This is a genomic window from Pseudomonas sp. NPDC090592 (genome assembly GCF_044769185.1).
Classification (GTDB): domain Bacteria; phylum Pseudomonadota; class Gammaproteobacteria; order Pseudomonadales; family Pseudomonadaceae; genus Aquipseudomonas.
The window spans coordinates 46,820-61,687 of record NZ_JBIVXJ010000008.1; the positions used below are offsets into that span (position 1 = coordinate 46,820).

12 protein-coding genes are annotated in these 14,868 nt (G+C 64.3%); 7 read left to right on the forward strand and 5 right to left on the reverse strand.

The window, feature by feature from the left end; genetic code table 11:
* Nucleotides 1–49: 49 nt before the first annotated feature.
* A complete protein-coding gene (locus ACIQUI_RS08865; RefSeq protein WP_403197222.1) occupies nt 50–955 on the reverse strand; it encodes a TonB family protein in 906 nt (301 codons plus the stop codon).
* A 147-nt stretch (nt 956–1,102) separates the two neighbouring features.
* The gene (gshB, locus tag ACIQUI_RS08870; protein ID WP_403197224.1) at nt 1,103–2,056 is read right to left on the reverse strand and encodes a glutathione synthase; all 954 of its coding nucleotides are present in this window, start codon (nt 2,054–2,056) and stop codon (nt 1,103–1,105) included.
* A gap of 234 nt (nt 2,057–2,290) precedes the next feature.
* Between gshB and ACIQUI_RS08875 the strand changes: the two genes are divergently transcribed.
* The 7 genes from ACIQUI_RS08875 (at nt 2,291) to ACIQUI_RS08905 (ending at nt 11,925) form a co-directional block, all read left to right on the forward strand.
* Nucleotides 2,291–2,692, forward strand: a complete 402-nt coding sequence (locus ACIQUI_RS08875; RefSeq protein WP_391126270.1) for a response regulator — start codon at nt 2,291–2,293, stop codon at nt 2,690–2,692.
* Between the two features lie 47 nt (nt 2,693–2,739).
* Entirely contained in the window at nt 2,740–3,105 is a 366-nt protein-coding gene (gene pilH / locus ACIQUI_RS08880) for a twitching motility response regulator PilH (protein ID WP_403197227.1), read from the forward strand.
* Nucleotides 3,102–3,656 carry a chemotaxis protein CheW gene (locus ACIQUI_RS08885; protein ID WP_403197230.1) on the forward strand — a complete coding sequence of 185 codons (555 nt, stop codon included), beginning with the start codon at nt 3,102–3,104 and terminating at the stop codon, nt 3,654–3,656. The genes pilH and ACIQUI_RS08885 overlap by 4 nt, the downstream gene beginning before the upstream one ends.
* Before the next feature lie 47 nt (nt 3,657–3,703).
* Nucleotides 3,704–5,743 carry a methyl-accepting chemotaxis protein gene (locus ACIQUI_RS08890; protein WP_403197545.1) on the forward strand — a complete coding sequence of 680 codons (2,040 nt, stop codon included), beginning with the start codon at nt 3,704–3,706 and terminating at the stop codon, nt 5,741–5,743.
* A 9-nt stretch (nt 5,744–5,752) separates the two neighbouring features.
* Entirely contained in the window at nt 5,753–10,702 is a 4,950-nt protein-coding gene (locus ACIQUI_RS08895) for an Hpt domain-containing protein (RefSeq protein WP_403197233.1), read from the forward strand.
* Nucleotides 10,695–11,168: a chemotaxis protein CheW gene (locus ACIQUI_RS08900; protein WP_403197235.1), complete on the forward strand. Its 474-nt coding sequence runs from the start codon at nt 10,695–10,697 to the stop codon at nt 11,166–11,168. Before ACIQUI_RS08895 ends, ACIQUI_RS08900 begins: the two co-directional genes overlap by 8 nt.
* A gap of 139 nt (nt 11,169–11,307) precedes the next feature.
* On the forward strand, nt 11,308–11,925 hold the full coding sequence (locus ACIQUI_RS08905; protein ID WP_403197238.1) for a hemolysin III family protein: 618 nt from the start codon (nt 11,308–11,310) through the stop codon (nt 11,923–11,925).
* Here the strand turns inward: ACIQUI_RS08905 and ACIQUI_RS08910 are convergent, their stop codons facing one another.
* The 3 genes from ACIQUI_RS08910 to ACIQUI_RS08920 all read right to left on the reverse strand — a co-directional run bounded on the left by ACIQUI_RS08910 (nt 11,926) and on the right by ACIQUI_RS08920 (nt 14,771).
* Nucleotides 11,926–12,645, reverse strand: coding sequence for a 16S rRNA (uracil(1498)-N(3))-methyltransferase (locus tag ACIQUI_RS08910; protein ID WP_403197239.1), 720 nt, complete (start codon nt 12,643–12,645; stop codon nt 11,926–11,928). It abuts the gene before it with no gap.
* A gap of 148 nt (nt 12,646–12,793) precedes the next feature.
* The gene (locus ACIQUI_RS08915; RefSeq protein WP_403197241.1) at nt 12,794–14,200 is read right to left on the reverse strand and encodes an adenosylmethionine--8-amino-7-oxononanoate transaminase; all 1,407 of its coding nucleotides are present in this window, start codon (nt 14,198–14,200) and stop codon (nt 12,794–12,796) included.
* A gap of 79 nt (nt 14,201–14,279) precedes the next feature.
* On the reverse strand, nt 14,280–14,771 hold the full coding sequence (locus ACIQUI_RS08920) for a hypothetical protein (RefSeq protein WP_403197548.1): 492 nt from the start codon (nt 14,769–14,771) through the stop codon (nt 14,280–14,282).
* Between the last annotated feature and the right edge of the window lie 97 nt (nt 14,772–14,868).

Below are 14,868 nucleotides of genomic sequence, written 5' to 3' on the forward strand. Positions count from 1 at the left end.
ATCCTGTGGGAGCGGGCGTGCCCGCGAAAGGGCCGGTGAAGCCAGTAAATCAGTTACTGGACAAACGGTCCCCACGGGCAAAGCGCCAGGTGCGGATGATCTCCAGCCGGTCAAACTCGGCCAGATCCCCGGTAAACGGCGCAAACGGTGCAGCCAGCCTTACGATGCGCTGTGCCGCCTGGTCCAGTACCGGCTGCCCGGACGACTCCAGCACCAGCACTTCATACAGCGAACCATCGCGGTTGATCGACACCATCATCCGCAAATTGCCGTAGATCTGTTGCCGACGCGCTTCGTCGGGGTAGTTCAGGTTACCCACCCGCTCGACCTTCTTGCGCCACTCTTCCTTGTACCAGGCGCCTTTGTCGCGCATGGTCGAAGCGGCGTTCAGGCGGTGGATGCGTGGGCGCTTGGCGTACATCTGCTGTTCGTTGGACAGCTCCGCCTCCAGGCTGGCGATCTGGCTCGACAGCTGCGAGCTGTCGAAGTCTGGCGCGGGCGCTGCCGGCTTGGGCTGTGCCTTGCTTTCCTTGGGCTTGGGCTCGACCTTCTGCGGCTTGGGCGCCGTGCTCACCACTGCCGACTTTTGTGGGGCAGGGGGTGGCACTACCTCGGGCCTGGCCGCAGGCGGTGGGGTGATCTTGTTGATCTTGCTGTCCTGGAACGGCGCCAACTCGGTCGTGGTGGGCACCGCCTTCTTGTCCAGGGTGCCGCTGCCCTGCTGGTTGTCCTGGGCTTGGAAATCGGCCTTCTCCGGCGGCTTCTCGCTCTTGAAGGTGGCCAGGGTGATGTCCATGGTGTGGCGGATTTCGGCGGGCTTGACCACGCTGAAGCCGACGCCAAGGATAAGCGCCAGGTGCACCAGGGCAGCCAGGAACAGGGTAAAGCCGAGCCGGTCCACCGGGCGAACACGGGGAGGCAGCAGGTCGGCGGGGATGTCAGCGGGCAGCGTCATCGGGTATCCACAGTCAGCTTCAAGCTACAAGCCGCAAGCTGCAAGTAAGTGCAGATTGGTGCAGGCCGGCTTTTTCTTGCGGCTTGCAGCTTGAAGCTTGCGGCTGAGCATCATACCCCACTCTACGGTTTTGCTTCGCGTTGGCTGTCAGCGTGCCTTCAGCTTGCGATCAATGGCATCCATCAGCTTGCCACCGATATCGGTGTTGTAGGCGGCATCGATCTCGCGGATGCAGGTAGGGCTGGTGACGTTGATTTCGGTGAGGTATTCGCCGATCACGTCCAGGCCCACGAACAGCAGGCCCTTTTCGCGCAGGGTCGGGCCGACCTGGGCGGCGATCCAGCGGTCGCGGTCGGTCAGTGGGCGTGCTTCGCCACGGCCGCCGGCGGCCAGGTTGCCACGGGTCTCGCCGCTGGCCGGTATGCGCGCCAGGCAGTAATCCACCGGCTCGCCGTCGATCATCAGGATGCGCTTGTCGCCGTCCTTGATCGCCGGCAGGTAGGCCTGGGCCATGATCTGCTGGGTGCCCAGCACGGTCAGGGTTTCCAGGATCACCGACAGGTTGGGGTCGCCAGCCCGGTGACGGAAAATCGACGTGCCGCCCATGCCATCCAGCGGCTTGAGGATCACATCGACATGCTTGGCCGCAAATTCACGAATGATGTCCGGGCGGCGGCTGACCAGCGTCGGCGTGGTGCACTGCGGGAACAGCGTGGCAAACATCTTTTCGTTGCAGTCGCGCAGGCTCTGCGGGCGGTTGACCACCAGCACGCCATCATTTTCGGCCTGCTCCAGCAGGTAGGTGCTGTAGACGAACTCCATGTCGAAGGGCGGATCCTTGCGCATCAGGATCACGTCCAGTTCAGCCAGGGGGCTGTCTTGCTCCTCGCCCAGTTCGTACCAGTGCGCCGGGTCGGCAAACACTTTCAGCGGACGCATGCGGGCGCGGGCCTTGCTTTCGCCCTGATACAGGTCTTGCTGTTCCATGTAGAACAGGCTCCAGCCGCGTGCCTGGGCGGCCAGCAGCATGGCCAGCGAGCTGTCCTTCTTGTAGGAGATGGACGCGATGGGGTCCATGACAATGCCGAGGCGAACGCTCATGGGGTGGTTCCTCTTGGCGGCAGGTGCCGCGATGGCTCGAAAGAAAAGTGGCTCAGGGTGGCGCCGCAAACGCCGCCGGTCAAGGGGCGGCGCAGATGGAATGGCTACCCGGAGTGTGCTAAAAATGCAGCTGCAAGCCTTTAGCTACAAGCCTCAAGAGAAAAGCAGTCACGCGCCGATTGGCTGTTTCTTGTAACTTGCCGCTTGCAACTAAATTCCCACTGGTAGGCGTCTATGGAACAACCCCTGAAGGTGATGGTGATCGACGATTCCCGCACGATCCGCCGCACCGCGCAGATGCTGCTCGGTGAAGCGGGCTGCGAGGTGATCACTGCCAGCGATGGCTTCGATGCCCTGGCCAAGATCGTCGACCACCAACCCAGCATCATCTTCGTCGATGTGCTGATGCCGCGCCTGGACGGCTACCAGACCTGCGCCGTGATCAAGCACAACAGTGCCTTCAAGGACACCCCGGTGATCCTGCTGTCGTCGCGCGACGGCCTGTTCGACAAGGCCCGCGGCCGGGTGGTCGGCTCTGATCAGTTCCTGACCAAGCCGTTCAGCAAGGAAGAACTGCTCGACGCGATCCGCGCTCACGTGCCCGGTTTTGCCGCAAACTATCAACCCGCACCCTGACTGCGCCCCGCCATGGCACGGTCTTACTTTCCTGATGGGGAAACAGCATGGCCCGAGTTCTGATTGTCGACGATTCGCCGACAGAGTTGCACAAACTGACTGCAATGCTGGTAAAGCATGGCCATGAAGTTCTCAAAGCCGAAAACGGTGCAAATGGCGTGGCTCTTGCGCGTCAGGAGAAGCCTGACGTGGTCTTGATGGATATTGTCATGCCTATCCTTAACGGCTTTCAGGCAACCCGTCAGTTGGCCAAGGACCCGGCGACCAGTGCCATTCCGGTAATCGTCATTACTGCCAAAGACCAGGAGACCGATCGGGTCTGGGCATCTCGCCAGGGCGCCCGTGACTTCCTGACCAAACCGGTGGAAGAAGACGCGCTGATTGCCAAGCTCAAAGAAGTGCTGCGGGCTTGACCACCCGCCCGCAAGGCGCGTCGCTGACCGCCTTCGAGTTGTTGCTGGACATCGACCGGCGCTGCCGCCTGCTGGTCGCCGACCAGCCCCCGCAGGACAACCGCCTGCAACAGTGGAGCGGCATCGGTTTTCGGATTGCCGGGCAGTGGTTCGTCGCGCCCATGGGCGAAGTGGCCGAGGTGCTGCGTGAGCCACGCAGCAGCCGCGTTCCCGGTGTGCAGCCGTGGGTCTGTGGGGTGGCCAACCTGCGTGGTCGGCTATTGCCGGTCATGGACCTGAGCAGCTTTTTGGGCCTGGGCCACGCCGCCCCGGGCAAACAAAGACGGGTGCTGGTGCTGGACCACGACGACCTGTTCGTCGGCCTGCTGGTGGACGAGGTACTGGGCCTTCAGCACTTTGCCCTGGACAGCCTGCAACTGTCGCCGCCGCAGCCACTGATCCGTGCCGCCGCACGTTTTGTGCAGGGGCATTTCCCGCGGGAACGCAACTGGGCGATCTTCAGCCCCTTCGCCCTGGCCCAGGCGCCGGGCTTTCTCGATGTGGCGTTATAGGACCTGCGAACGTGAACAAGCCTGCTACCCCCGTCACTGCCACCACCGTGACACCACGTACCCGCAGCATCGCGCAGATCACCGTGCTGTTTCTGATCCTGATTTTGTCGATCATCCTGTTGTTCGCCAATTTTGCCTACTTGAACACCCAGTCCAACTACGACAAACAGTACATCGGCCACGCCGGCGAGCTGCGCGTGCTCTCGCAACGTATCGCCAAGAACGCCACCGAAGCCGCTGCCGGCAAGGCCCTGGCCTTCAAGCTGCTGTCGGATGCGCGCAACGATTTCGAGCGGCGCTGGGGCTACCTGCGCCAAGGTGACAAGTCCACCGGGTTGCCGGCGGCGCCGCCCACCGTGCGTGACGAGATGGAAGCGGTACGCCGCGACTGGGAAAACCTGCGCAAGAACACCGACACCATCCTGGCCAGCGAGCAGACCGTGCTGTCGCTGCACCAGGTGGCGGCGACGCTGGCCGAAACCGTGCCCCAGTTGCAGGTGGAATATGAAAAAGTGGTCGAGATCCTGCTGCAAAGCGGCGCCCCGGCCAACCAGGTGGCAGTGGCCCAGCGCCAGTTGTTGCTGGCCGAACGCATCCTGGGGGCGGTCAACACCGTGCTGGCCGGGGACGACAGTGCGGCGCAGGCAGCCGATGCCTTTGGCCGCGATGCCGGGCGCTTTGGCCAGGTGCTGGAAGGCATGCTCAGTGGTAACTCGGCCATCCAGGTAACCCGCGTCGAAGACGCCGACGCCCGCGCGCGCCTGGCCGAAATCGCCGAACTGTTCCAGTTCGTGGCCGGCTCCGTGGACGAAATCCTCGAGACTTCGCCCGAACTGTTCCGTGTGCGTGAAGCTGCGGGCAACATCTTCAGCCTGTCGCAAACCCTGCTCGACGAGGCCTCGCACCTGGCCAACGGCTTCGAGAACCTGGCCGGCGGGCGCACCCTCGATACCGTTGGCGGTTACGCGCTGGGCCTGCTGGCGCTGGCCTCGATCATCCTTATCGGGTTGGTCATGGTGCGCACCACCAACCGTCAATTGCGTGAAACGGCAGAAAAGAACGAACGCAACCAGCAGGCGATCATGCGCCTGCTGGACGAAATCGAAGAACTGGCCGACGGCGACCTGACCGTGACCGTATCGGTGACCGAAGACTTTACCGGCGCCATTGCTGATTCGATCAACTATTCCGTAGACCAGCTGCGCGACCTGGTTGCCACCATCAACCACAGCGCCGTGCAAGTCGCCGCTGCCGTGCAGGACACCCAGAATACGGCGCGTCAGCTGGCCAAGGCCTCCGAACACCAGGCTGAGCAGATCAGCGAGGCTTCCGAGGCGGTCGGCGACATGGTCGAGTCGATCGACCGGGTTTCGGCGCATGCCTACGAATCGGCCAAGGTGGCCGAACGCTCGGTGGCCATTGCCAACAAGGGCAACGAGGTGGTGCACAACACCATCAATGGCATGGACAACATTCGCGAGCAGATCCAGGACACGGCCAAGCGGATCAAGCGTTTGGGCGAGTCTTCCCAGGAAATCGGCGACATCGTCAGCCTGATCGACGACATTGCCGACCAAACCAACATTCTAGCCCTCAACGCGGCGATCCAGGCGTCGCTGGCCGGTGAGGCCGGCCGTGGTTTTGCCGTGGTCGCCGACGAGGTGCAGCGCCTGGCTGAACGCTCGTCTTCGGCCACCCGTCAGATCGAGGCGCTGGTGCGTACCATCCAGGCCGACACCAACGAGGCAGTGATCTCCATGGAGCAGACCACCGCCGAAGTGGTGCGCGGCGCGCGCCTGGCCCAGGATGCCGGGGTGGCGCTGGCCGAGATCGAAGGGGTATCGCAGAACCTGGCCGACCTGATCCACAGCATTTCTGATGCTGCCCAGTTGCAGACTTCCTCGGCCGGGCAGATCTCCCACACCATGGCAGTGATCCAGCAGATTACCGCGCAAACCTCTGCCGGCTCCGGCGCCACCGCCGACAGCATCCGCCACCTGGCGCGCATGGCCAGCGAAATGCGCCGTTCGGTGTCTGGTTTCACCCTGCCGCCACCTGCGCAAAGCCCAACTGAAACGCCGCGCTGAGGAGTGCCCATGGCTTCTGCTGCTGTAAGCCCCGAGCGCCACGACACGGTGGCGCTGGCCTGGACCAAGGCGGCCATCCTCGACTGCCTGGGCCAGGCGCGCCAGGCGCTGGAACGCTTTGCCGGCGAGCCTGGCGACCTGTCGATACTGGCCTTTGTGGTCGACAACCTGCACCAGGTGCATGGGTGCCTGCGCATGCTCGAGCTGCGGGGTGCAACGCGCCTGGCCGAAGAGCTGGAACTGTTCGCAAGGGCCCTGGCCGACGGCCAGGTAAGCCCGCGGGGTGACTGCCTGGGGGCGTTGTTCCGTGGTCTGGAGCAGTTGCCCTCTTACCTGGAGCGCTTGCGCGGCGCCCGCCACGATCTGCCCTTGGTCATGCTGCCGCTGCTCAACCAGTTGCGCGCCTGCCGCGGCATAGAGCCGCTGGCCCAGGCCAGCCTGGTCAGCGGCGCAGCGCAGCGCTTTGCCGGTTCCGACGACCTGGCCAACCTCGACCTGTCATTGGGCAACTGGCGCGAACAATTGCAGGCCGGGCCGGGCCGCGATGCCCTGCGCTCGGTGGTGACCGCTCTGTGCGACGACCTGATGCGCATCAAGGAGCGCCTGGACCAGTTCGTGCGTGGTGATCGCCAGCACAGCGAGCAGCTCGATGCCCTGCTGGCGCCGCTGCGCCATGTGGCCGATACCCTTGCTGTGTTGGGCTTCCAGCAGCCACGGCGGGTGATCATCGACCAGGTGCTGGCCCTGCAGGCCCTGGCTCAGGGTGAGCGGGCAGTGGACGATGCGGTGCTGATGGATGTGGCGGGTGCCCTGCTGTACGTGGAGGCCTCGCTGAACGGCATGGTCGGCCCGCTGGAAGAGAACGGCCAGGGCGGCCTGCCGGGTTCGGACCTGGCCGAGATCCGCCAGTTGGTGTTGAACGAATCGCTGAACGTGCTGCAGCAGGCCAAGGACCTGATCGGCGATTACCTGGAGTCCGATTGGCCGCGGCAACGGCTGCAACCGTTGCCTGGGCTGTTGCATCAGGTGCGCGGGGCGATGTCCATGTTGATGCTGCCCGCCGTGGCTGAACTGTTTGCCGGCTGCGCGAACTACGTGCAGCGCTGGCTGCAACACCCGGACGCGGAGCCGCCCGCCGAAGAGCTGGCCCACCTGGGCGAGGCCATGAGTGCCGCTGAATGCTACCTGCAATGGCGGGTGGCCGACCCGTTGGCCGATGCCCAGCCTTTCATCGACATGGCCCGTGCAGGCCTGGCGGCGCTGGGCGTGCACTGTACGCAGGCAGATGCCAGTGCAGGCCAGCACGGCAATGGCGATGGCATCGATGACGAGCTACGCGAGGTGTTCCTCGATGAAGCTGGCGAGTTGCTACCGGAAATCGAGCGCCACTGGCTGCGTTGGCGTGCCGACAGCCAGCAGCGCGAGGCGCTGGGGGAAATACGCCGTGCGCTGCATACGCTCAAGGGCAGCGGTCGCATGGTGCATGCCGAGGCGGTGGCTGAACTGGCCTGGGGCGCCGAACACCTGTTGAACCGGGTGCTGGAGGGCCGCAGCGTGCTCAGCCCGGAAGGCGTGGTGGCCCTGCAACAGGTGTTTGTCCATCTGCCCGACTTGCTGGCCGACTTTGCCGCCGGCCAGTTGCCGCAACTGACCGAAATCGAACAGCTGGCCGGGCACCTGCATGCCTTGGCTGAAAACGATGCACCGGCTGCGGCCGATATCGAGGGCCTCGATCCGCAGTTGCTGGATATTTTCCGCAGCGAGGCGCAAGGCCACCTGGCCAGCCTCGACGTTTTCCTGCAGGGTGCCGATGGCCACGACACGCCGGTCAGCGATGGCCTGCAGCGTGCCCTGCACACGCTCAAGGGCAGTGCCGCCATGGCCGGGGTGATGCCGGTCGCCGAGCTGGCCACGGCCTTCGACCGTTTGGTCCGTGAATACAAGGGCCATCAGTTGCCCCTGCAAATGGCCGAAATCGAATGGCTGGAAGCCGCACGTTCGCTGTTCCACCTGGGCCTGGCGCAACTCGACAGCACGCCGCTGGCCGCCATCCACGGTGCGGCGGAACTGATCGAGCAGGTTGGCCAGGCCGTGGACGCTCGCCTGGCCAACCTGCATGACGACCCGCAGCATGCCCGGCGCAGCAAGCGCGACCCGCAGTTGCTCGCCAGCTTCCTGGCCCAGGCCATGGACATCCTGCTGGATGCCGAGTCACTGCTATCGCGCTGGCAGCAACAGCCCGGCCAGCGTGACGCGCTGGATACCCTGCTTGATCAACTGACCACCCTGGGCCACGCCGCGCACCTGGCCGACCTGTGGCAGATGGATGACGTGTGCGAGGCCTTGCTGGACCTGTATGGCGCCGTGGAGGAGGGCAGCCTGCCCGCTGATGCGCGCTTCTTCGCCCTGGTGCAGCGGGCCCACGAAGCGCTGCTGGACATGCTCGACGAGGTGGCGGCCGGGCAGGACATCCCGCCAAGGCCAGAGCTGGTCGACAGCCTGCGCCACCTGCTGGACCAGGCCCTGGCGCCGGAGGCCACGGGCCTGGTGGGCATCGATTCGGTCACACCGTTGCACCCGGACATGGACCTGACGGATACCCTCGGGCTTGGGCTGGCGCATAAACCTTTGCTGCCAGAGGCGGGCGAGCCGCTGCCGGAAGAGGCGGAAAGCCCCGGCGAAGAGCTGCTCGAGGTGTTCCTCGAAGAAAGCTCGGACATTGTCGAAAGTGCCGCCTCGGCGCTGGCGCGATGGCAGGCCGACCCGCGCAACGGTGTCGAGGTGGACAACCTGATGCGCGACCTGCACACCCTCAAGGGCGTGGCGCGCATGGTTGAAATTGCCCCCATCGGTGACCTGGCCCACGAACTGGAGTTTCTCTACGAACTGCTGGCGGCCGGCCGTTTGCCGCCGAGCGCGCCACTGTTTGCCTTGTTGCAGAACTGTCACGACCGCCTGGCACACATGCTCGATGCCGTGCGCCTGGGGCAGCCACTGCATGCGGCCACGGCGCTGATCGACTATATCCGCAACTTCAGCAGTGCGGCCCTGACCGACAGTGCTGCCGGAAAAGGGCCGGTCGAAGCTGCCGCCAGTGAAGCGCCCGCGGCAAGCCCGGAGCGGGCGCCAGGCGACATGATCAAGGTCGATGCCGAATTGCTCGACGACCTGGGCAACCTGGCTGGCGAGCACTCGATCATTCGTGGGCGCATCGAGCAGCAAGTCAACGATGCACAGTTCACCCTCAACGAGATGGAAACCACCCTTGAGCGCATGCGTGACCAGCTGCTGCGCCTGGACATCGAGACCCAAGGGCGAATCTCCAGCCGGCAGCAGTTCGAAGGCGATGCCTATGACGACTTCGACCCGCTGGAAATGGACCGCCATTCCCAGCTGCAGCAGCTCTCGCGGGCCTTGTTCGAGTCTGCCTCGGACTTGCTCGACCTGAAGGAAACCCTGGCCCAGCGCGCTCAGGAGGCGTACAGCCTGCTGCAGCAACAGGCGCGGGTGAACAGCCAATTGCAGGAAGGCCTGACCGCCACCCTGATGGTGCCCTTTGAGCGGCTGGTACCACGCTTGCAGCGCGTAGTGCGGCAAGTGGCCAGTGAGCTGGGCAAGCAGGTGGAACTGGTGGTCGGCAACGCAGAAGGCGAACTGGACCGCAGTGTGCTGGAGCGCATGGTGGCGCCGCTGGAGCACATGCTGCGCAATGCTGTCGACCATGGTCTGGAAAGCCGCGAAGCGCGCCTGGCTGCCGGCAAGCCGGAGCAGGGCACCATCCACCTGAACCTGCTGCACGAAGGCGCCGATATCGTCATCGAAATGACCGACGACGGTGCCGGTGTGCCCCTCGAAGCCGTGCGGCGCAAGGCCATCAAGCGTGGCCTGCTCGACCCTCAGGCGCAGTTGAGCGATCACGAGATTCTGCAATTCATCCTGCGCCCGGGGTTTTCCACTGCCGAGAAGATCACCCAGATTTCCGGGCGCGGCCTGGGTATGGATGTGGTGCACGAAGAGGTCAAGCAACTGGGGGGCTCGATGAGCATCGAGTCGGCCCAGGGCAGGGGCGCACGCTTCCTGATACGCCTGCCGTTCACCGTATCGATCAACCGTGCGCTGATGGTGCATCTGGGCGAAGAGCAGTACGCCATTCCGCTCAACACTATCGAGGGCATTGTCCGCGTGCCGCCGGCAGAGCTTGCGGCGTGCTACCAGCTGGATTCGCCGCGCTATGTCTACGCTGGCCACGAATACGAACTGCGTTACCTGGGTGAGCTGCTGCAAGGCCTGCCACGCCCCGCGCTGTTGGGGCAGAGCGTGCCGTTGCCGGTACTGCTGGTGCATGCCAAGGAGCAATCGTTCGCCATCCAGGCCGACAGCCTGTCGCCCAGCCGCGAAATTGTGGTGAAGAGCCTGGGGCCGCAGTTTGCGGCGGTTGCAGGGCTGTCGGGGGCGACGCTGCTGGGGGATGGCCGGGTGGTGCTGATTCTCGACCTGCTTGGCCAGCTGCGCGGGCAGCAGCGGCGCCTGGCCCGTTTGCCGGGTGGCGGTAGCCAGCGCCAGCTGCTCGGCCCGGCGCCGCGCCGTGCATTGCTGGTGATGGTGGTGGATGATTCGGTGACCGTGCGCAAGGTCACCAGCCGCCTGCTGGAGCGCCACGGCATGAGCGTGCTGACCGCCAAGGACGGGGTCGATGCCATGGCCCTGCTGGAAGAGCACCGCCCCGACGTGTTGCTGCTGGACATCGAAATGCCACGCATGGACGGCTTCGAGGTGGCCACGCGCATTCGCCGTGACGAGCGGCTGAAAGACCTGCCGATCATCATGATCACCTCGCGTACCGGGCAGAAGCACCGCGACCGCGCCATGGCCATCGGCGTCAACGAATACCTGGGCAAGCCGTATCAGGAGTCGCTGTTGCTGCAGAGCATTGCACACTGGAGCCAGACCCATGCTTGAACTGATTTCCGGCCAGCGCAGCAGCCTTACCGGGCTGTTGCTGCCTTTGGGTGACCGCATGCTGGTGTTGCCCAACGTGGCGGTGGCCGAGTTGAGTGGCCAGCGCAACCTGGTGTGCCAGCACGGTGAGCCGGCCTGGCATTTAGGCTGGATCGACTGGCGCCAGCAGCGTCTGCCATTGATTGGCTTCGAGGCGGCGTGTGGCGGTGAGACGCCGTGTGGCGAGCGGGCACGGGTTGTGGTGCTCAATGCCTTGGGCGACACCGGGCTGCGTTACCTGGCGCTGCTGCTGCAGGACATACCGCGCTCGTGCAAGCTCGACAGCCAGCTGAATTATGTGGATGTGGCGCTGGGGCGCCTGGAACTGGCGGCGGTGCAGGTGGGCGAGCAGGTGGCGCGGGTGCCCGACCTGGCCGGGCTGGAAAGGCTGGTGCGTGACGCGGAACTGCAACCTGAGCTTGGGTAGGATGTACGGCAAAGGGCCCTTTCGCGGGCACGCCCGCTCCCACAGGGGCAGTGGATAACCTGTGGGAGCGGGCGTGCCCGCGAAGAGGCCATCAGCATCACATCAGGAACCCAGCCCACCTCAGGAGGTCTGTGTTTGCATGTATTACGGTGAACGCTTCAACGCCTGGACCCACCTGGTTGGTGCTGTCCTGGCCTGCATCGGTGCCATCTGGCTGATCGTGGTCGCAGGCCTGCAAGGCGACCCCTGGAAGATTGTCAGTTTCTCCATCTACGGCAGCACGCTGTTGTTGCTGTACAGCATCTCCACCCTGTACCACAGCACGCGTGGGCGGGCGAAGGTGATCATGCGCAAGCTCGATCACCTGTCGATCTACCTGCTGATCGCGGGCAGCTACACGCCATTCTGCCTGGTCAGCCTGCGCGGCCCCTGGGGCTGGAGCCTGTTCGGTGTGGTCTGGGGGTTGGCGGTTATTGGCATGCTGCAAGAAATCAAGCCGCGCTCCGAGGCGCGAATCCTGTCGATCATCATCTATGCGGTGATGGGCTGGATCGTGCTGGTGGCGGTCAAGCCGTTGCTACAGTCACTCGGTGGCGCCGGCTTTGCCTGGCTGGCTGCCGGCGGAGTGTTCTACACCGTGGGTATCATCTTCTTTGCCTTGGACAGCCGCTTGCGCCACGGGCACGGCATCTGGCACCTGTTTGTGATTGCCGGCAGCCTGCTGCACTTCGTGGCGGTGTCGTTCTATGTGCGCTAGCTAGAAGTCGCCCCACAGTTGCTGTGCCACCGACAGCGCAACCACTGGCGCAGTCTCGGTGCGCAGCACCCTTGGGCCGAGGCGTGCAGCATGGAAGCCGGATGCCTTGGCCTGTTCGACTTCGGCCTCGCTCAGGCCGCCTTCGGGGCCGATCAGGAAGGCCAGGGTGGCAGGCTTTTGGTGGCTGGTGAGCGGCTCGGCTACCGGGTGCAGCACCAGTTTCAGCTCGGCCTTGGTACTGCCCAGCCATTCGGCCAGTGTGACTGGCGGGTGGATGACGGGCAGGGTCGAGCGGCCACATTGTTCGCAAGCGCTGATCGCCACCTGGCGCCAGTGGGCCAGGCGCTTGTCGGCGCGCTCGTCTTTCAGGCGCACTTCGCAGCGTTCGCTGACGATCGGGGTGATTTCGTTGGCGCCCAGTTCGGTAGCCTTCTGGATCGCCCAGTCCATACGCTCGCCACGGGACAGGCCCTGGCCGAGGTGAATGTGCAGGGGGGAGTCGGCCTGGCCGGGCAGGGCCTGGTCGAGGCTGACGCGTACGGTTTTCTTGCCCACTTCAAGCAACTGGCCGAGGTATTCCTGGCCGCTGCCGTCGAACAGCTGCACGGCAGCGCCGGGGGCCATGCGCAGTACGCGGCCGATGTAGTGGGCCTGGGCTTCGGGCAAATCATGCTCGCCAAGGCTCAGGGGGGCGTCGATGAAGAAGCGGGACAGTCTCATGGGTTTGCTCGGTAGAAGAGAGGCGCAGATCCCCTGTGGGAGCGGGCGAGCCAGCGAATCAGGCACCGCGGTGTCTGGCAAGGGCTTCGCCCTTGTTCGCGGGCTCGCCCGCTCCCACAGGGAAAGTGGTGTGGCGGGTTTTCGAGGGTTAGCCCGGGTCGCGGAAGTCGGGGTGGAAGTTGGCCGGCACGGCAACGCTCACGCTGTCCCGGGTAGCAATGTCGATGCCTTCGCTCGCCACCTCGGCCAGGAAGTCGATCTGCTCCGGGGTGATCACATACGGCGGCAGGAAGTACACCACGCTGCCCAACGGGCGCAACAGGGCGCCACGGGTCAGCGCATGCTCGAACACTTTCAGGCCGCGCCGCTCCTGCCACGGGTAGGCAACCTTGCCAGCCCTGTCCTTGACCATCTCGATGGCCAGGGCCATGCCTGTCTGGCGGATCTCGGCCACATGCGCGTGATCGGCCAGGTGCGCGGTGGCACTGGCCATGCGCGTGGCCAGGGCCTTGTTGGCCTCGATCACGTTGTCCTGTTCGAAGATATCCAGGGTCGCCAGCGCTGCAGCGCAGGCCAGCGGGTTGCCGGTGTAGCTGTGCGAATGCAGGAACGCGCGCAGGGTCGGGTAGTCGTCGTAGAACGCCTGGTACACCTTGTTGGTGGTCAGGCAGGCGGCCAGTGGCAGGTAACCGCCGGTCAGGGCCTTGGACAGGCACAGGAAGTCCGGGCGGATGCCGGCCTGTTCGCAGGCGAACATCGTGCCGGTGCGGCCGAAGCCCACGGCGATCTCGTCGTGGATCAGGTGCACGTCGTAGCGGTCGCAGGCTTCGCGCAGCAGCTTGAGGTACACCGGGTGGTACATGCGCATGCCGCCGGCACCCTGGATCAGCGGTTCGACGATCACTGCCGAAATACTTTCATGGTGCTCGGCCAGGGTCTGCTCCATGGCCTGGAACATGTTGCGCGAATGCTCTTCCCAGCCCATGCCTTCCGGGCGCAGGTAGCAGTCCGGGCTGGGCACCTTGATGGTATCGAGCAGCAGCGCCTTGTAGGTTTCGGTGAACAGCGGCACATCGCCGACCGACATCGCGGCGATGGTTTCGCCGTGGTAGCTGTTGGTCAGGGTGACGAAGCGCTTCTTGCCTGGCTTGCCGACGTTCTGCCAGTAGTGGAAGCTCATCTTCAGCGCCACTTCGATGCACGACGAGCCGTTGTCGGCATAGAACACCCGGTCGAGCCCGGCCGGGGTCATGGCCACCAGGCGCTCGGACAGCTCGATCACCGGCTGGTGGCTGAAACCCGCCAGGATCACGTGTTCCAGCTGGTCGACCTGGTCCTTGATGCGCTGGTTGATGCGCGGGTTGGCATGGCCGAACACGTTCACCCACCAGCTGCTCACCGCGTCCAGGTAACGCTTGCCTTCGAAGTCCTCCAGCCACACGCCTTCGCCGCGCCTGATGGGGATCAGCGGCAGCTGCTCGTGGTCTTTCATCTGGGTGCAGGGGTGCCACAGGACCTTGAGGTCACGTTGCATCCACTGATCATTGAGGCCCATGGGCACTTCTCCTGGCTTTGCGGCGTGGTTCGACCGCGTAAGCCTAAGCAATGGCGCAGGGCAGGACAACTGTCGTGGCTCAATGCCGGTTGGTGCCGGTCCATTCGAGGCGGCGAATGTGTACGGTGCCGGCCTGTGAAGTGGAGATGGTCAGGCGCCGAAATGGCCCGTCGATTACCTGATGGTATGGGTATGTAGCGATGGGGCCGGGGCGCAGGTCGCGAAAACCGCTGCCTTCGAGGGTGAGCCAGTAGAAGTTGCGCGGAGTAGGGGCGACCAGGTCGTAATCATGGCTCTCGGTATTGAACAGCATGTGCAGGTCGTCGCAAAGAAAGTCGCTGACCACGTAGTACTCCAGCCGCAAGCATTCGACTTCATGCGCGAAGGTGATCTCCACGTCGCTGTGTTCGCCGATGACCAGTTCGGTGCCGTCTTCACCCTTGAACGCTTCATGAAAGCCGGTCCAGGAAGTGCTGTTGGAGCGGATACTCAGTCCCGAGGCCGTTCTGAGTGTTTGCTTGTGCCACAGGAACTGCCGTTCAACGTGCTGGAAATGCTCCTCGAAGATCATGCGCATGCCCTCCTGGCGGGGCTTATGGCCATCTTCGCCAGCTTCGCCTGCGGCCGTGTGACATGGCTACTGGCAAAAATGTCAGTTGCCAAAAGCA